Annotated in this window: 16 protein-coding genes; 10 read left to right on the top strand and 6 right to left on the bottom strand. The window is 64.2% G+C overall.

Annotated features, from left to right (window positions below):
* Positions 1-15 precede the first annotated feature (15 nt).
* The 4 genes from ADADO0_RS16365 to ADADO0_RS16350 all read left to right on the top strand — a co-directional run bounded on the left by ADADO0_RS16365 (position 16) and on the right by ADADO0_RS16350 (position 4505).
* Positions 16-804: an inositol monophosphatase family protein gene (locus tag ADADO0_RS16365; protein ID WP_511306242.1), complete on the top strand. Its 789-nt coding sequence runs from the start codon at positions 16-18 to the stop codon at positions 802-804.
* A 137-nt stretch (positions 805-941) separates the two neighbouring features.
* A complete protein-coding gene (locus tag ADADO0_RS16360) occupies positions 942-2060 on the top strand; it encodes an OmpH family outer membrane protein (protein WP_511306241.1) in 1119 nt (372 codons plus the stop codon).
* A 3-nt stretch (positions 2061-2063) separates the two neighbouring features.
* Entirely contained in the window at positions 2064-3086 is a 1023-nt protein-coding gene (locus tag ADADO0_RS16355; RefSeq protein ID WP_511306240.1) for a peptidoglycan -binding protein, read from the top strand.
* A gap of 123 nt (positions 3087-3209) precedes the next feature.
* A complete protein-coding gene (locus ADADO0_RS16350; protein WP_511306238.1) occupies positions 3210-4505 on the top strand; it encodes an MFS transporter in 1296 nt (431 codons plus the stop codon).
* Positions 4506-4513: 8 nt separating this feature from the next.
* On the opposite strand, the gene ADADO0_RS16345 is transcribed toward ADADO0_RS16350, so the two are convergent.
* Complete coding sequence (locus tag ADADO0_RS16345; protein ID WP_511306237.1) at positions 4514-5173, bottom strand: glutathione S-transferase family protein; 660 nt, start codon at positions 5171-5173, stop codon at positions 4514-4516.
* A 557-nt stretch (positions 5174-5730) separates the two neighbouring features.
* Here ADADO0_RS16345 and ADADO0_RS16340 point away from each other — a divergent pair.
* Positions 5731-6060: a DMT family transporter gene (locus ADADO0_RS16340; RefSeq protein ID WP_511306236.1), complete on the top strand. Its 330-nt coding sequence runs from the start codon at positions 5731-5733 to the stop codon at positions 6058-6060.
* A 65-nt stretch (positions 6061-6125) separates the two neighbouring features.
* Here ADADO0_RS16340 and ADADO0_RS16335 read toward each other — a convergent pair whose 3' ends face one another.
* Positions 6126-6740: a GNAT family N-acetyltransferase gene (locus tag ADADO0_RS16335; RefSeq protein ID WP_511306235.1), complete on the bottom strand. Its 615-nt coding sequence runs from the start codon at positions 6738-6740 to the stop codon at positions 6126-6128.
* 241 nt (positions 6741-6981) lie between these two features.
* Positions 6982-8250, bottom strand: coding sequence for a glycerate kinase type-2 family protein (locus ADADO0_RS16330; RefSeq protein ID WP_511306234.1), 1269 nt, complete (start codon positions 8248-8250; stop codon positions 6982-6984).
* 307 nt (positions 8251-8557) lie between these two features.
* Here ADADO0_RS16330 and ADADO0_RS16325 point away from each other — a divergent pair, with 307 nt between their 5' ends.
* The 4 genes from ADADO0_RS16325 (at position 8558) to ADADO0_RS16310 (ending at position 12312) form a co-directional block, all read left to right on the top strand.
* The gene (locus tag ADADO0_RS16325) at positions 8558-9469 is read left to right on the top strand and encodes a metallophosphoesterase family protein (protein ID WP_511306233.1); all 912 of its coding nucleotides are present in this window, start codon (positions 8558-8560) and stop codon (positions 9467-9469) included.
* A 145-nt stretch (positions 9470-9614) separates the two neighbouring features.
* Positions 9615-10142: a Spy/CpxP family protein refolding chaperone gene (locus ADADO0_RS16320; RefSeq protein WP_511306232.1), complete on the top strand. Its 528-nt coding sequence runs from the start codon at positions 9615-9617 to the stop codon at positions 10140-10142.
* A gap of 351 nt (positions 10143-10493) precedes the next feature.
* Complete coding sequence (locus ADADO0_RS16315) at positions 10494-11717, top strand: MFS transporter (protein WP_511306231.1); 1224 nt, start codon at positions 10494-10496, stop codon at positions 11715-11717.
* A 130-nt stretch (positions 11718-11847) separates the two neighbouring features.
* Positions 11848-12312: a hypothetical protein gene (locus ADADO0_RS16310; protein WP_511306230.1), complete on the top strand. Its 465-nt coding sequence runs from the start codon at positions 11848-11850 to the stop codon at positions 12310-12312.
* Between the two features lie 23 nt (positions 12313-12335).
* Here the strand turns inward: ADADO0_RS16310 and ADADO0_RS16305 are convergent, their stop codons facing one another.
* A complete protein-coding gene (locus ADADO0_RS16305) occupies positions 12336-13250 on the bottom strand; it encodes a LysR family transcriptional regulator (protein WP_511306229.1) in 915 nt (304 codons plus the stop codon).
* Between the two features lie 101 nt (positions 13251-13351).
* On the opposite strand from ADADO0_RS16305, the gene ADADO0_RS16300 reads away from it, so the two are divergent.
* Positions 13352-13777 carry a DoxX family protein gene (locus ADADO0_RS16300; protein ID WP_511306228.1) on the top strand — a complete coding sequence of 142 codons (426 nt, stop codon included), beginning with the start codon at positions 13352-13354 and terminating at the stop codon, positions 13775-13777.
* A gap of 152 nt (positions 13778-13929) precedes the next feature.
* On the opposite strand, the gene ADADO0_RS16295 is transcribed toward ADADO0_RS16300, so the two are convergent.
* Positions 13930-14895, bottom strand: a complete 966-nt coding sequence (locus tag ADADO0_RS16295; protein WP_511303867.1) for an IS481 family transposase — start codon at positions 14893-14895, stop codon at positions 13930-13932.
* Positions 14896-14944: 49 nt separating this feature from the next.
* Entirely contained in the window at positions 14945-16636 is a 1692-nt protein-coding gene (locus ADADO0_RS16290; RefSeq protein WP_511306226.1) for a tetratricopeptide repeat protein, read from the bottom strand.
* Positions 16637-16815 lie beyond the last annotated feature (179 nt).

Below are 16815 nucleotides of genomic sequence, written 5' to 3'. Positions count from 1 at the left end.
CGGCAGGGAAAATCCATGATCCGCACCCCTCTTATGACTGTGATGGTCCAGGCCGTTCGCAAAGCCGGACGTGCCCTAATCCGCGATTTCGGCGAAGTGGAGAACCTCCAGGTCTCCGCCAAGGGTCCCGCGAACTTCGTTTCCGCCGCAGACCGCAAGGCCGAGGATACGCTGTTCGCCGAACTGTCCCGGGCCCGCCCCGGCTACAGCTTCCTGATGGAGGAGCGCGGCCGCGTCGAGGGCACGGACGTTGCCAACGAATGGGTGGTCGATCCGCTCGATGGCACCACCAATTTCCTTCACGGCATTCCCCTGTTCGCGATCTCGGTTGGGCTGGTGCGCAATGGCGTTCCGTTTGCCGGCGTGATCTTCAACCCGGTCACGGACGAGCTTTACGTCGCAGAAAAGGGCCAGGGCGCGTTCCTGAACGACCGGCGCCTGCGGGTCGCGGCGCGCCGCAAGCTGGCCGACACCGTGGTGTGCTGCGGCCTGCCGCATCTCGGCCGTGGAAATCACGCCCGCTTCAACAGCGAACTCGGCGTTGTGCAGACCCAAGTGGCTGGACTGCGGCGCACCGGTTCGGCGGCGCTCGACCTCGCCTGGGTCGCGTCCGGGCGATTCGATGCGTTCTGGGAGCGTGATCTCAGCCCCTGGGACATGGCGGCCGGCATCATCATGGTGCGCGAGGCCGGCGGCTACGTCTCCGATCTCGACGGCGGCGACCGGGTGTTGGAAAAGGGCGACGTCATCGCCGGCAACGAGGACATCCGCCGAGATCTCCTGGCCCTCCTGAAGACCGCCTGAGAGGTCAAAAAAGGCCGCTTAAACGCCCCTTGCCGCCGCTGACTTCAGGGGAACACCCTGCATTGCGGCGTGCGGGTGCCATTTTGGCTCAGGTATGCCATAGTCATCGCGCACCGAAGCGGCGTGCGGGAGCGAACATGGCGCGCATTGTCGATCCATTTATAAAGGTCTCTTCCCCCCGCATCTTTCTCGTGCGGATCATTGTTTTTCTTGGGCTCTGCATTGCGCTTTCCTCGGTGCTTTATCAGCAGATTCTCGCCGCCTTCCTGAACAATCCCGGCCTCAACGGGGTGATCTTCGGCGTTCTCGGCATCGGCATCATCCTGGCGATCCGCCAGGTTGCCCGGCTGTTTCCCGAAGTGGAATGGGTCAATTCCTTCCGCCTCGCCGACCCCGGCCTTGCGGTTTCGCGTCCGCCCACCCTTCTGGCGCCCATGGCGGCACTGCTGGGTGACCGCATCGGCCGGATGACGATCTCGCAGACCACCATGCGCTCGATCCTCGATTCCATCGGCACGCGCCTGGACGAGGCGCGGGACACCGCGCGCTATCTCACCGGCCTTCTGGTCTTCCTCGGCCTGCTCGGCACCTTCTGGGGCCTTCTGGAAACCGTCTCATCCATCAGCGGCGTCATCAATGCGCTGGAGGTCCGCCCTGACACAGGCTCGGTGTTCGAGGAAATCAAGCGCGGCCTCTCCGCCCCGCTGGCGGGCATGGGCATCTCGTTTTCCTCATCGCTGTTTGGCCTCGCGGGCTCGCTGGTCCTCGGCTTCCTCGACCTTCAGGCCGGCCAGGCGCAGAACCGCTTCTACACCGACCTTGAAGACTGGCTTTCCACCACGGTGCAGGACATGGGCGTATCCCCGGTCGGCCCGCCCGCCACCATCATCCGCGAGCGCCTGTCGGAGCCGGTGACGGTGATGGAAGCCACCGCGTTGCCTTTGCCGCTGGCCCTGCCGCCGCCCCCGCCGATCGAGATCACGCCTCTGGTGGAGGCACTCGACCGGCTTGAGCGCACCATGACCGAGGCGGGCACCCAGCGCGTCACGAGTGCAATGGCGCATCTGGCGGAAAGCCTCCAGGGTCTCGTCACCCACATGCGCTCCGAACAGGCGCTCATGAAGCAGATGATTGAGGTGCAGAGCGCCCAGCAGACTGAGATGCGCCGCATTGTCGATCGCCTAGACCAAAGCATCGACACCTTCGAGGCTGAAGCGGGTGGCCCGGGCGCCGGCTCAGGCCCGCGGGAGGGCTAAAGGATGGCTCTCGGGCGGCGCGGGCGCGAACGCACCATCGACTATTGGCCCGGCTTCGTGGACGCCCTTTCCACGCTGCTGCTGGTGTTTATATTTCTGCTGTCCGTGTTCATGATCACCCAGTTCTTCCTGACGCAGGAAATGTCGGGCAAGGACAATGTGCTTCAGCGCCTCCAGTCGCAAATCCGTCAGTTGACCGAGCTTCTGTCGCTGGAGCGGGCCACCGGCCAGACCGCAGAGGGCGAGATCAGCGCGCTGCGCGCCAACTTGTTCGCCCTTGAAGTCGAGCGCGACCGCTTGCGCAGCCAGGCCGGCGCTCCCGCACCCGCCGCGCCCGACCCGTCCCGCGCACAGGGGCTCGCGCGCGAGGTCGACTTGCAAAAGGATGTCGCTGCCCGCGCCCTCGCCCAGATCGACCTGCTCAACCAGCAGATTGCCGCGCTCCGTCGACAGATGTCGGCGCTGGAGGAGGCACTGAACATCTCCGAGAAGCGCGACCAGGAAAGCCAATCCAAGGTCGCCGATCTCGGGCGGCGGCTGAACGTGGCGCTGGCCCAGCGGGTGCAGGAACTGAGCCGCTTCCGCTCCGAATTCTTCGGTCGCCTCAGGGACATATTGGGCAATCGCCCGGATATCCGTGTGGTTGGCGACCGCTTCGTTTTCCAGTCGGAAGTTTTCTTCGACCGCGGCGCGGCCACCCCCCGCCCCGAGGCCCTGACCGCCCTCGACCAGCTCGCCAGTGCCATCCTGGATCTGGAAAAGCAGATCCCTCCGGATATTTCCTGGGCCTTGCGGGTCGACGGCCACACCGACAGCCGGCCCATTTCAACCCCGCAATTTCCCTCCAATTGGGAGCTTTCGGCGGCACGCGCCATCGCGGTGGTGCAATATCTCATCAGCAAGGGCGTGCAGCCTCGGCACCTGATCGCGGCCGGTTTCGGCGAATACCAGCCCCTCGATTCCGGCACATCCGACGACGCACTCTCTCGCAATCGCCGCATCGAATTGAAGCTGACGGAGCGTTAAAGCGCGCTCCCAGGGGGCGAGTGTCAAAACGCCCGTTTAAATGTCGGGGCGAGCCGCTTAGGTTGTCAGCGCGCCGGTAACCGCTCTGAGAATCGCCGCACCCGCGAGGATCGACCTCCCATTATGGGCCAGACCACAGACACCATCCACTCCCGCACGGAGATGGATGTGCTCAAAGACCCCTTGTTTCGTGCCTATTTGTTCGGACGGCTCTCCAGTCAACTTGTGACCCGCATGCAAGCGGTGGTTGTAGGCTGGCACATCTATGAATTCAGCAATGACGCCATTGCGCTGGGCTATGTGGGCCTCGCCATGTTCATTCCCATGGTGTTGTTCGGGCTCATCATCGGCGATTGGGCGGACCGGGTCAGCCGCTCTCTCCTCCTGACGCTGTCCTCGCTCATCCTGACCGGGGCCTCATTGGGCTTCCTTGCTCTCGCGCTGATGGAGGTGGTTCACGTCTGGCCGTACATCGCGCTCACCAGCGTCTTCGGCGTCGGCGCCGCGTTCAACCGCGTCGCCCTGCCGGCCCTGCTGCCGCAAATTCTTGGCCCGGAGCGGTTGGCGGGCGGCGTCGCCTGGGCATCAAGCGCAGGCCAGTTCGCCACCATCGTAGGGCCCGCCATCGCCGGACTCTTGCTGTTGATGGGGCAGGATGCGGCCTATGCCGCGACCACCCTGTTGAGCCTTTCGGCGGCTTTCGTTTGGTGGCGCATGCAGATTCCGCCGGCGGTCGCGCCCAGCCTCGATAGCCACGGCATCTCCATGCTGGAGCGGGTCATTGAGGGCATTCAGTTCGTCTGGCGCAAGCCGCTCATTCTCGGCTCCATCCTGCTTGATCTTTTCGCCGTTTTGCTGGGCGGCGTGGTGGCGCTGTTGCCGATCTATGCCAAGGACATTTTGCATGCTGGGCCACTGGGTCTAGGCTTGCTGCGTGGCGCCCCGGCGGTCGGCGCCGTGCTCGTGGCCCTCGCCCTCGCGCGCTATCCGTTGCAGCGAAAGGCGGGGCCGATCTTCATCCTCTCGGTCGGCTTGCATGGTTTGGCGACGCTGGTGTTCGGCCTGTCCGAGACCATCGTGCTGTCGTGCATCGCCCTGGCCATTGCCGGCGGCGCCGACATGGTGAGCGTGGTGGTGCGCACCACGGTGGTCCAGCTTGCCACGCCCGATGCCATGCAAGGCCGGGTCAATGCCGTGAACCAGGTGGTGGTGAGCGCCTCTAACGAATTGGGTGACTTCCGTGCCGGCGTGATGGGCGGGCTGATCGGCGCCGTCCCGGCGGTGGTTACCGGCTGCTTCGCCATTCTCGCCGTCACCGCGCTCGGCGCCTGGCTCTGTCCGCCCCTGCGCAAGCTCGACCGAATGGAGGACGCGCACAAGACGCTGGAAACCGGCTCGGAGGGAACGGCAAAAGCCTAGCGTCCGCCTCAGTCCCGGTCCGGGGCTCCGAGCGGGAAGAACGGGCGATAAGAGCGCGCCTCGTCCACAGCCCGCGCGAAGGACGGGCGCGTGAGAAGGCGGGCACGATAGGCGCGCAGGTTGGCCAGCGAGCCGCCGATCTCATGCGACCAATCGGCATAGAAAAGCGATGGCGCCGCGGCGCAATCGGCGAGGCTGAAAGATTCGCCACACGCCCATGTCCGCCCGGCCATGCGCTGGTCGAGCCAGTCATAGGCCGTATCCAGCATGGCCCGCGCCTCCGCCACGCCATAGGGATCGCGCTCGGCCTCCGGGCGGATCTGGTTCAGCACCAGCTTCTGCATGGGCGTCATGATGTAATTGTCGAACACGCGGTCCAGCGCACGCACATCGAGCGCCGCCTGCCTATCATGCGGAATAAGGGAGGCCGATCCTGGATGGTTCAGTTCCAGGTACTCGATGATGATGCTCGCCTCGAAGAGGGTGTGTGCGCCATCTACCAGAACCGGCATGCGCTTCAGCGGCCACAGCGCCTCAAGCTCAATCTCCGCCTCCGGCTGGTCCGGGCCCAGCATACGCAGCGTGAACGGCGTGCCGCTCTCATAAAGCGCGACCAGCACCTTCTGACAATAGGAAGAGAAGGGGTGTGCGTACAGGAGCATAGCCATGGATCCAGCCTATGGGGCAGACACCCAGCCCGCAATCGCGACCTTGACTCTCTCCCTCTCTTTCGGAATACATTAGAACAAATAGAGAACTAATACATGTGGAGGTGCTGTCCCCCTCCGGTGGCGCCGAGACGGGGCAATTGGCGGGTTAAAGCAACTGGCCCTCTGGAAGAGAAGGGGAACTGCTTCCCCTGGGATTCGGCGGTGGATCGCACCCTTAGTGGCGGGGTTGCCCTGGGCGCGCTGCACGAAACCTCCACCAATGCACCAGGGGCCGAACCGGCGATGAGGGCGTTCGCCCTCACACTCGCCGCCCTGGTCGCACAAGCGATGCGTTGCCCGTGAGCCGACCATGCGACACCTCCTATGGGGCCAGACGAACTCCGATACGGATACACTGACCCGCGCGAGGACAGCCGCGCGCAGCTTGGGCGGACGCACCTTTGCCCCACCGCCCGATATCGTAACTGATGCCAGGGTTCTCGACGTCATGACCAAGGCCGCAGCGTCCACTTACGGCCGTTGACGGCCCGAACGGCTTACCGCTTCATGGTGGCATGACCTATCTTCTGCTGTTCACCGCCATCGTCGCGGAAGTCATCGCCACTTCGGCCCTCAAGGCTGCGGAGGGCTTCACCCGCCTCGTGCCGTCCATCATCGTCGTAGTGGGATATGCCATCGCCTTCTACTGCCTTTCCCTGACCCTGAAGACCATGCCGGTCGGCATCGCCTATGCGATCTGGTCGGGGATCGGCATCGTGCTCGTCGCCGGTATCGGGGCGGTGGTTTACGGTCAAAAGCTGGATTTGGCCGCGATCATCGGCCTTGGCCTCATCATCGCCGGCGTGCTGGTGGTGAACCTGTTATCCAAAACAGTCTCGCATTGAGCCATTCATTGGAACGGTCTCCTGCTGAGACCGTCCCGCCTTGTGTCGTTTTCAGTGCGTCGTTTTCAGGCCGCTTTCGCCTGAGGCATGAACAGATCGAACACGCGCCCGGCTGCACGCACCTGCGCCTGGAACAGCGAGCCGGCGACCCCGCGCACCTCGGCATTGGCCTCCCGTGCCAGAGAAAGAGCGGTGGGGAACGGTGCCACCACCTCGGCCATTACCGAATCCATATCGAAGGCGAGATCGGCGTCGAACTTACGCGCCACTTGCTGCATGCGCCGATTATGCACCAGGCAATTCATCTGCAGCACGCGGATGCCCCGGTTCCGGGCGGCGAGAATGATCCGCTCCATCAGCAGCGTGCCGAGGCCGTGGTTCTGGAAGTTGCTTTCGACGCTGAAGGCGACTTCGGCCTCATTGGCGAGGATTTCCGAGAACGGATAAAGCTCGGTCGCCGCGCGCAGCACCCCCTCGATGAAGGCGCCCAGCACGATGGCATTGGACCGGAACACCCGCGCCGCATACTGCACGACAAATTCGTCGGACACCGCCGAACCGAAGCGGCTGCGACGGCTCTCATTGTCCAGGCGCAGAATATGCTCCTTGAAAAGCTGCGCCTCGCTGGGCCACAGCCTGCGGATGACCGACGCTGCGGCCTCATCCTGATCGGCGCTCATACCGGCCTCCTGACCTAAAATCGCGGATGGCCCCCATAGCGAACATCAACTATGTGCACCGCAACAAGGTCAAGAACATTGACCTAAGACCTTTGGATCCATCCTACGGAAATTAAAGGCCAACTCTTTGATAATACGACCGTTTGAAAGAGCCATGCGCCAGAAGCGCGCCTGCTGCGCTGCAATATCATGGGACACGACAACCGTAAGCTGGCACGGCCACGCAGGGCGCGGGTGGACATCAGCGCACCAGGATCGCCCGGAAATCGTTCACATTGGTCAGGGTTGGACCGGTTTTCACCAGCCTGTCTAGCCCGGCGAAGAAGCTGTAGCCGTCATTGTTGGCGAGCATATCCAAAGGCACCAGCCCGGCGGCGGCGGCCTGCGCCAAGATGCCGGCGTCAAACCAGGCGCCTGCATTGTCCTCGGTGCCGTCGATGCCATCGGTGTCGCAGGCGATGGCGGAAATGCCCGCTTCACCCTTCAGCGCCACAGCCAGCGCGAGAAGAAACTCCACGTTTCGCCCACCGCGCCCCTTGCCGCGCACCGTCACCGTGGTCTCGCCGCCGGAGAGCAGCACGCCGGGCGCCGTGAGCGGCACGCCGTGCGCGGCGGCCGAGCGCGCGATGCCGGCGAACACGGTCGCCGCCTCCCGCGCCTCGCCCTCAATGGCATCGCCCAGGATGAGGGGCGTCAGGCCCAGTTCGCGTGCCTTGGCCTGCGCGGCCTCCAGGGCCATGAGCGGGGTGGCGATCATGTGCACCTCCTGCCCCGGCAGCGCCTCGCCTGAAACCGTATTGGCGCGGATGACGGCTTCCATCTGCGGCGTCACCGCGACCTCGTATCGGCGCATCAAAGCAAGCACCGCCTCGGGATCGGAGGCTTCGGGAATGGTTGGTCCCGAACCGATGGCGCTGGGATCATCGCCGGGAACGTCGGAGATAAGATAGGTGACGCATCGCGCCGGCGCGATGGCGGCGGCGAGCCGCCCGCCCTTGATGGCTGACACCGATTTGCGCACCTGGTTCATCACGCCGATAGGCGCGCCAGACTTCAGCAGCGCCTTGTTGAGCGCCTGCTTGTCGGCAAGCGTCATGCCTTCGGCCGGAAGCGTCAGAAGGGCCGAGGCACCGCCCGACATGAGGAAGACCACAAGGTCGTCCGGCCCGGCGGAACGGGCGAGTTCCAGAATGCGCTGCGCCGCGCGATGTCCCGCCTCGTCGGGCACCGGATGGGCAGCCTCGACGATCTCCACATGCTGCGTCTCGCAGCCGTGGCCGTAGCGCGTCACAATCAGCCCCTCGCACGGCTGTCCCCATTCCGCCTCGAAGGCCCGCGCCATGCGGGCGGATGCCTTGCCCGCCCCAAGCACGATGGTCCGCCCTTTCGGCGGCGCGGGCAGTCGATCCCTGAATTTGCCGTCCGGCAACGCGGCGCCGAGGGCCGCGTCGAACAGCGCGAGAAGGATGTCCCGATCAGACGCGGATGTTGCGGGCGTATCGGACGGCATGGCGGCTCCTGGCTCCCTTGAGGCAAGCCCTTTCGGGCAGTCTGCCGGTCCCTGAGGGGCGCGGATTATGATCTTGTGCGGTCAGTAGCCCCGCTGCCTGCGGCGATCAATGGTCGTGACACGGCAAAAGTGGCGCAAAGGCCGGTGGCGTCGCGAGAGAGAGCGTGCGTCCGTGGGAAATTCGGGAATCGGGGTGGCTGCGTGAACCACGCGGGCATTCTCGGCGTTGGGGGCTGGCGGTGCCGTACGTTCCGCGCTTTACATCCCGTGCCGCAATCTGCATCCCTTGCCCAAGGCTGGTCCGCTTATGTTCGTCCTTGCCCATCTCTCCGACCCGCACCTCGGCCCGATACCGGAGGCGCGCATCTCGGAGCTTCTGGGCAAACGCTTTTTCGGCATGATGAACTGGATCGGCGCGCGCCGGCGCAATTTCGGGCAGGTGACCCTAGCCGCCCTCCTCACAGACCTTCTCGCGCAGCCGACCGACCATATCGCGGTGACAGGCGACTTGGTGAACGTCAGCCTGCCCGAGGAGTTTGATACCGGCGCCACCTTCTTGGCCTCGCTGGGTACGCCAGACGATGTCACGGTGATCCCCGGCAATCACGACGCCTATGTGCATTCCGCCCTGGCTTATCATCTGGAGCGGTGGGCGCCGTTCCTTTCGGGCGACGAGACCCATCCCGGCACGCCGCTGGACCGGGATTCTTTCCCTTTTGTGCGGCGGCGCGGGCCGGTTGCCATCGTCGGCGTCTCCACCGCCATACCGACCGCCGTGTTCCTTGCCAGCGGCGAGGTGGGCGATCCTCAACTGGAGCGGCTGCGCGCCATTTTGCAGGGCCTGGAGCAAGAAGGGCTATTCCGCATCGTGCTGATCCACCACCCGCCCGTGGGCGGCAGGCACTATCATCGCGACCTGCGGGATGCGGACGCCTTTCGGAAGGTGATTTCCGAGGCCGGAGCCGAACTCGTGCTTCACGGCCACGACCATCGCGCCTCGCTCGGCCATATCCGCACGGCGGGACGGTTCATTCCCGTTGTCGGCGTTCCCTCCGCCTCGGCAGGCCCCGAAGATGGACGCGGCGCAGGGTGTTATAATCTGTATCGCATCTCCGGAGAGCCCGGCGCTTGGGCGTGCATCATGGAAAGTCGCGGGTTCGCCTCAGGCGACCCAATCGTCAAGCTACGCGATACTCGGCATATTATTGGCATAACCTAGACAACAACTTTGACATTTCCAAATTGTAATGTATCTGAATATATATTCAGCCTTAGAGACAATGAACAATCTCTGAATTACAGAAGTTTAACTTGAACAATAGCAGAACTGGCGGCACGCTCATCCCATCATCGGAGGATGAAACATGAAACGAGCCATTATCGCCGCCACCGCCGCCGCCCTTCTTTCAGGCTCGGTCATTGCATATGCCGCCAATCCCGGTCCCGGCGGCCCCGCCGGTGGACCGCCTCCAGCCGGCGAGCAACAGCACAACCGCTGGAAGCCGAGCGCGGAAGACCGCGCCGCCCTCACAGACGCCCGCCTCGCCGCGCTGAAGACCGGCCTCACACTGACCCCCGACCAGCAGAAGCTGTGGCCCGCAGTGGAGACCGCCCTGCGTGACGTCGCGAAGGACGCAGCCGCCCGCCGCGCCGAACTCGCCGCAAAGCCGCGCGACAACGCCCAGAAGCCCGACCCGATCGCCCGCATGCGCCTGCAGGCGGAGATGATGACGAAGCGCGCCGCCGATCTCACCAAGATCGCGGACGCCGCCCAGCCGCTCTACCAAACGCTGGACGACAGCCAGAAGCATCGTCTCCAGATCCTTCTGCACCAGGAGTTCCGGCCCATGAAGGGACCGGGCGACGGCCCGCACGGCCCGCGTCGCGGCTGAGTGGTTGCGGAGCCTCTCTCCCTCCGCACCCCTTTTCCGCCTCTCCACCCTCTCCCTACGCGCGATTGCTCTCCCATATGAGCGATCGCTCCCTCTCCTGCTTGCGGGGGAGGGTTGGGGAGGGGGCAGGAGCCTTAAAAGCACTATGCAACTCGCCTCCTCTCAGCATTCCCCTCCCTAGCTTCTCCCCTAGGCGGAGGCGACAAAATCAACGGTTCTTCCCGACTGCCGCCGCGACACATGAGAAAACGTCATAAGTCGCGTGACGAAGATTGATTTTTTCCACACACCAACCCGCCTTATGATCCTAAGGGAAACGGAGGATTCCTCCCCCGCCCATTGGATTCCCGCATGAGCCGCACAGCCACCTCAGCCTCGACGATCCTCGTGCTTGTGGCGGGGTGTCTGATCGCGATGCTCACCTTCGGCCCCCGCGCCACTTCGGGCTTCTTTCTTTTGCCCATGTCCAACACCTACGGGTGGGGACGCGATGTGTTCGGCCTCGCACTGGCGCTGCAGAACCTGTTGTGGGGACTGGGTTCCCCGTTCGCTGGCGCCATCGCGGATCGCTTCGGCACGGTGCGCGTGCTGTGCGTAGGCGCGGTCGTCTACGCTGCCGGCATCGCCCTCATGTCGACAGCATCCACGCCGGGCCTGTTGCATCTGAGCGCCGGCGTGATGGTGGGCTTCGGCCTCTCAGCCTGCTCGTTCAATCTGGTACTGGCGGCGTTCGGCAAGATCCTGCCGGAGCGGTGGCGCTCCATCGGCTTCGGCGCCGGCACGGCGGCCGGCTCATTCGGCCAGTTTCTGTTTCCCCCGCTCGCCACCGGCCTGATCTCCCAGGTGGGTTGGCAAGAAACCCTCCTGGTCTTCGCCGCGATTCTCCTCTTGGTGATCCCGCTCTCGTTCGCCCTGGCGACACGCGGCACCGCATCCGCACCGGCAGGCGCTGCGCCCGCACAGTCGCTCACCGGAGCCCTGCGGGAAGCTTTCGGGCACCCCAGCTACGTTCTGCTGGTGCTGGGCTTCTTCACCTGCGGCTTCCAACTGGCCTTCGTGACCGTGCACATGCCGGCTTATCTCGCGGACAATGGAATTACCGCCACCGTGGGCGCATCGACCCTCGCACTGATCGGCCTGTTCAACATCGTCGGCTCGCTCACGGCGGGTGCGTTGGCGTCGCGCTTTTCGCGCAAGTGGATGCTCGCGGTCATATATGCCGGGCGCGGCGTCGCCATCGCCGCCTTCATCATGGTTCCGATCACACCCCTGAGCTGCCTGGTGTTCGGCGCGGCCATCGGCCTGTTGTGGCTTTCCACCGTACCGCCGACATCGGGCCTTGTGATGCTGATGTTCGGCACACGCTACATGGCGACGCTCTATGGCTTCGCCTTCTTCAGCCATCAGGTGGGCGGCTTCCTCGGCGTGCTGCTGGGAGGTATCCTGTATGAAGCCACGGGCTCCTACACCATCGTGTGGTGGCTTGCGGTCGCACTTTCCTTCGCCTCGGCCGCCATCAACATTCCCATCCTGGAGCAGCCTGTGAAGCGGCCGGCGGTAGCCGGCACCGCCTGACGCGCGGCCTTTGCGCAACACCCAACGGGCAAACAACAGCGTGTGCGGACAGGCTTTCGGTTGTCCGCTTGCGTCGCGCGGGGTGGTCGGTGCATCGTTTTGTTAACCAACCCATCGTATCTAAAAGGCCATGCGAAGCATCCTCATCGCGGCAGCCGGCATCGCCTTCTTCGGGACAGGGGCGGCCAGTGCTCAATCCCTCAGTCCTGAACAGGCGCGCGCCTTCGTGACAGGACGCACCTTCGCCTTCACCTGCTTTGAAGGCTCAACCGGCGCCGGCCGCATCTTCCCTGACGGGTCGGTGGCCGGAACCATCACCATGCATGCGCAAGGCTCGGCACGCTTCGTGCGGCTGCCGCCCAATACCGTGCGGGTGCGAGGCGAAAATGTCTGCGGTTTCGTCGAAGGCATGACCTTCGAGCCGTGCTTCGAAGTGGTGAAGACCAGCACCTCCACCTTCCGCGGCCAGCTCGCTGGCGTGGAGACCATGTGGTGCGACTTCACCCGTCTCGGCGGGGAGCCCGAGCCGAAGGTGGCGAGCCGCCGCAAGCCGCGCCCACCGACGAATGCCGTCGCGGAGACCACGGCGGAATAGCCGCCGGGTCTCTTACCCTTCGCTCAGGCGCTGATTTCCGAGGGCGCCTCCTCGCGGCCCTCGATCTGCGCACGGCGGCGCCCGATCTCGCGGCCAGCGTGATCCATGAAGGCGCGCACCCGCGCCGTGGTCCGCAAGTCCGGGTGCGTCACCAGCCATAGGCCTGATTCCATGTCCGGCTCCGGCCCCGCATAACGCACCAGCCCCGGCGTGACGCTCCCGATGAAGCATGGCAGCACGGCGAGGCCGATCCCCGCGGCAGCCGCCTCCGCCAGGCCGAGGACGGTATTGATTCGGTAGACGATCCGTCCCTCCCCCGCGCGCTCGCGCAGCCATTTCGCCGGGCGAATGGCCGAGAGATTTTCCGCGAAACCCACCCAGTCATGCTGCCGCATCTGCGTCAGGTCGAAGGGCACGCCGCCGAGCGCATCCGCCCGCCCATAAATGCCCCAGGCGATGGCCGACAAGCGGCGCCCGACCAAGGTATCGCCGGGCCGGTCGCTGGCGCGCACCGCCACGTCCGCGTCCCGCTTGGTGAGGCTGAGGGACTGGTTGGAGATCACCACATCCAGTTGGATCTCGGGATAGGTGCGGCGGAACGAGGCAAGTATCGGGGTGAGCAGATGCACCAGCATCGTGTCGTTGGTGGTGATGCGCAGTTCGCCGGTGGGCCGCAGATCGCGCCCGGTGATGCGGCGCTCCACCGAGACCACCTCCTCCGCCATGCGCTCGGCAAGGCGCACCATCTCCTCGCCGGTGGGGGTCGGCGCGTAGCCGGAGCGGGCGCGCTCGAACAGGCGCGTGCCGAGTTGCGCCTCCAGCGCGCCCAGGCGCCGGAACACGGTGGAATGGTTGACACTCAGCATATCCGCCGCGCCCACCAGAGATCGCGTCTCGGCCACCGCCTGCACAAGGCGGAAATCATCCCAGGCGATCATGCAATTGCATCCATGCAAACAATGAGAGGCATTTGTGAGTATGGCATTGCGAGCAGGTGAGGGCTAGCTGTTGTGTCACATCAAACCCGATGGAGGCACACATGATCGACCTTCGTACCGCTCCTTATGGACTCTTCCTGCTTCGCGCCGCTCTTGGCCTGATGTGGGTTTCACATGCCCTTATGAAGTACATCCTCTTCACCGTTCCTGGTTTTGCCGGCTACCTCACCTCGGTGGGCATGCCGGGCTTCCTGGCTTGGCCGGTGATCCTCGCCGAACTCGGCGGCGGCCTGCTGATCCTGTTCGGGGTGTACGCCCGCCAGGTCTCGGTGCTGCTGATCCCTGTCATGGCCGGCGCCATGTCGGTGCATATCGCCAACGGATGGGTGTTTTCCGCGCCAGGCGGCGGCTGGGAATATCCCGCCTTCCTGATCCTGGTGTCGGTGGTGGTGGCCCTTGCCGGCGAAGGCGCCTTCGCCCTGCGCTCCGCGCCACTCCTGCCCCGGCCGCGCCCCGCCACGGCCTGAAAGCCCCACTGAAAAGAAAAAGGGCGCACCGCAAGGCGCGCCCCTTTTTCCGATCACGATGCAACGACCCCGAGGATCAAGCCCTCACGGCGACAGGATTCAGCCGCCCTTCTGATCCGCCTGCTTGACGGCCGGTTCGATCTCCACGGCGTCTAGGTGTTTAGTCCCGGCATTTGATGGATGGGGTCGAGGATGAATCTCTCTGGCTCTGAAGTCCAGCATTTGCAGATGAACTCGTAGGGCGTGAGCCCCCTGAGGGTCTTCAGGCGCCGGCCGAAATTGTATGCGGCGACGAAGTCGGTGAGATGCGTTTCGAACTGATGATGGTCGTCGTAGTGGAAGCGCTTGACGGTCGCTTCCTTGATGGTCCGGTTCATCCGCTCGACCTGGCCATTGGTCCAGGGGTGCTTCACTTTAGTCAGGCGGTGCTCGATGCCGTTCTCTCGGCAGCGCATGTCGAACATATGGGTGATGTAGCGAGCTGTCGGCCCATCGGCGTAGCGAGGCGGAAAGGTGAACTGGATGCCGTTGTCGGTAAGAACGGTATGGATCCGGTAGGGCACCGCGTTGATCAAGGCCATGAGAAAGGCCGAGGCTGAGCTCCGGCCTGTCTTCCTGACGACCTGCACGAAGGCGAACTTGCTCGTGCGGTCAATGGCTACGTAAAGGTACAGCTTGCCCTCGGCGGTCTGCACCTCGGCGATATCGATATGGAAAAAGCCGATCGGATAGGACTTGAACCGCCTCTTCGGCTTCTTGTCGCCCTCCACCTCCGGCAGCCGGCTGATGCCGTGGCGCTGCAGGCAGCGATGCAGGGATGAGCGCGTCAGATGCGGGATCGTCGCCTGCAAGGCATAGAGGCAGTCGTCGAGCGGCAGCAGCGTATGCCGGCGGAAAGCGATGATGATGGCCTCTTCTTCAATCGACAGAACCGTCGATGTCGGCTCTCTCGGACCAGTCGGCAGATCGGCGACCGAGGTCCGCTTCTTCCACTTGGCGACGGTCTTCTGGTTGATCCCATAGCGCTTCGCCAGAGCCCTCAGGCTCTCTTGACTATGCTGTATCGCTCGACGGACTGCCTCAGTCGTCGTGGCGCTCCCGTGTAGAAACTGGCCCATAGTGCCTCCCTCCACTCCCGCGAAAAGACTGCACCATCAAAGCCCGGGATCAAACATCTAGGCCACCCTGGAGTTTCTTGACGATCTTCACCATCTCGTCGGGCTCGGGCTTGAGATCACGGGCATGGTTCCACTGGAACGTCGCCTCAAGCTGGCGGCCGACCTTCCAGTAGGCATCGCCCAGATGGTCGTTGATCACAGGATCCTGGGGCTTCAACTCGACCGCGCGCTCCAGTTCGTTGACCGCATCCTCGTAGCGCCCGAGCTTGTAATAAGCCCAGCCCAGGCTATCGACGATGTAGCCATCGTCAGGGCGCAGGGCGACCGCCTTGCGGATCATATCGAGGCCCTGGTCGAGGTTTATGCCCTTATTGACCCAGCTATAGCCGAGATAGTTCAGCACATGGGGCTGATCCGGGAACAGCACGAGTGCCTTCTTCAGATCGGCCTCGGCCGCGTCCCACTTGTTGCTCTGCTCGTTGCAGATGCCGCGGAAATAGAACAACGTCCAGCTGTTGCGACCCGGATTTGGCACCAGACCCAGAGCCTTGTCGTAGGTGGTGACACATTCCCCAAACATCTTGCGCCCACGCTCGATGCCGGCTAGCGCAACGATCGCTTCAAGATCCTTCGGGTCCGCCTTGATGAGCGCCTGAAGATGCTTGCGGGCCTCGTCATACTTCTCGGTGGCATCGAGATTGATCGCGAGCTGGACCTCGGCGTTGCGCTTCAGCGGCGATCCATCAGGCACCTTCTCGTAGACTTGGATCGCCTTGTCCGGCTGCTTCAGTTGCTCGTAGAGGTCAGCGAGCGTCAGCCCGGCAAGCGGGTGATCGGGAGAGAGCCACAGGGCAAGCTGGAGATAGACCAGAGCGAGATCTTCCCCGCCCTGACGCGCGAGCGCGGCACCAAGGCCATAAAGCACCTCCGAGGCGCCTTCCTGCGGGGTCTTGATGAGGGCGGGCAATTGCTTGCCCTCCTTCAAGTCAGCAACCGCGCTGGCGATCAGCGGGTGGCGCGGCAGCAGCTTGTCGAAAGCCTGGTAGGCGTCCAGCGCCGTCGGGGCGCCGGCATTGCGCGACGCCCAGCGGGCGTAGGCGTCCACTGCCCGCACGGACGAGGGGTCGAGCTTCATGGCGGCCTCAAGCCGCTTGCCCGCGTCCTTCTTCATGCCGGCGGCATCGAAGATCAAGCCGGCATTGAGATCCTTGAAAGCCGCATACCAGTCAGGGCCCTGAAGGCGGTCGATCATATCGACACCGGCCTTGGCGTTTCCCGAGCCGAGCATGGTCCAGGCCGCAAGCAGCGTGGCGGTGAGATCACCGATCGGCCCTCGCACGGACAAGGAAAGATTGGTGCGGGCGCGCTGATAGTCGCCCTTCTTGATGGCGCGCGCGGCCAGCACCAGCCGGGCAATGCGATGCGAACGGTCAACCTTCACCATGCGCTCGGCGAGCGGGATGGAATCGTCCACATCCCCGTCCACCAGCATGGCGAAGAACGCGCGCTCCATAACCTCGTCGTTGCGCGGGTCCATTTTCAGGAGCGCACGCAGATAGGTCACGGCCGCATCGGTATCGCGCTCCGAGCCGGCGAGGCGCGCCGCGAGGTAGCTGCCGGCAACGGTTGGGTCGGAGACGGGCGAATAATCGGCGCGGGCGGCCTGGGGCACCGCCACGAAGAGGGCGGCGCAGACCGCAGCCATGCGGGTCAGTGGCGAACGAGAAAAGAAGATCTTCACCGTGCGGGAATCCTGAAGGGCGGCGCTAGGGCGCGGTCTGTCCGACGGGAGCGCCCCTGCTCCCACCGGCGAGGCGGATCGCCCCTAGCTTTGGACTGAGAGAGGTCTCAACCGAGATGAAGGCACAATTGGGTCCCATCACGGACGATCAGGCTCTCGCGGTAGCAGAAACACGGCAC

This window comes from Aquabacter sp. (assembly GCF_965279295.1).
Taxonomy (GTDB): Bacteria; Pseudomonadota; Alphaproteobacteria; order Rhizobiales; family Xanthobacteraceae; genus Aquabacter.
The sequence above is the reverse complement of the archived record's forward strand: the minus strand, read 5'-3'. Positions and strand labels throughout refer to the sequence as shown.

Excerpts from the sequence above, each read along its gene's own strand:
- ADADO0_RS16330 (WP_511306234.1), bottom strand. The coding sequence starts at position 8,250 with ATGCCGTCCGATACGCCCGCAACATCCGCGTCTGATCGGGACATCCTT.
- ADADO0_RS16310 (WP_511306230.1), top strand. The coding sequence starts at position 11,848 with ATGCGAAGCATCCTCATCGCGGCAGCCGGCATCGCCTTCTTCGGGACA.
- ADADO0_RS16335 (WP_511306235.1), bottom strand. The coding sequence starts at position 6,740 with ATGAGCGCCGATCAGGATGAGGCCGCAGCGTCGGTCATCCGCAGGCTG.
- ADADO0_RS16320 (WP_511306232.1), top strand. The coding sequence starts at position 9,615 with ATGAAACGAGCCATTATCGCCGCCACCGCCGCCGCCCTTCTTTCAGGC.
- ADADO0_RS16300 (WP_511306228.1), top strand. The coding sequence starts at position 13,352 with ATGATCGACCTTCGTACCGCTCCTTATGGACTCTTCCTGCTTCGCGCC.
- ADADO0_RS16325 (WP_511306233.1), top strand. The coding sequence starts at position 8,558 with ATGTTCGTCCTTGCCCATCTCTCCGACCCGCACCTCGGCCCGATACCG.
- ADADO0_RS16360 (WP_511306241.1), top strand. The coding sequence starts at position 942 with ATGGCGCGCATTGTCGATCCATTTATAAAGGTCTCTTCCCCCCGCATC.
- ADADO0_RS16345 (WP_511306237.1), bottom strand. The coding sequence starts at position 5,173 with ATGGCTATGCTCCTGTACGCACACCCCTTCTCTTCCTATTGTCAGAAG.
- ADADO0_RS16365 (WP_511306242.1), top strand. The coding sequence starts at position 16 with ATGATCCGCACCCCTCTTATGACTGTGATGGTCCAGGCCGTTCGCAAA.
- ADADO0_RS16350 (WP_511306238.1), top strand. The coding sequence starts at position 3,210 with ATGGGCCAGACCACAGACACCATCCACTCCCGCACGGAGATGGATGTG.
- ADADO0_RS16355 (WP_511306240.1), top strand. The coding sequence starts at position 2,064 with ATGGCTCTCGGGCGGCGCGGGCGCGAACGCACCATCGACTATTGGCCC.
- ADADO0_RS16305 (WP_511306229.1), bottom strand. The coding sequence starts at position 13,250 with ATGATCGCCTGGGATGATTTCCGCCTTGTGCAGGCGGTGGCCGAGACG.
- ADADO0_RS16295 (WP_511303867.1), bottom strand. The coding sequence starts at position 14,895 with ATGGGCCAGTTTCTACACGGGAGCGCCACGACGACTGAGGCAGTCCGT.
- ADADO0_RS16315 (WP_511306231.1), top strand. The coding sequence starts at position 10,494 with ATGAGCCGCACAGCCACCTCAGCCTCGACGATCCTCGTGCTTGTGGCG.
- ADADO0_RS16340 (WP_511306236.1), top strand. The coding sequence starts at position 5,731 with ATGACCTATCTTCTGCTGTTCACCGCCATCGTCGCGGAAGTCATCGCC.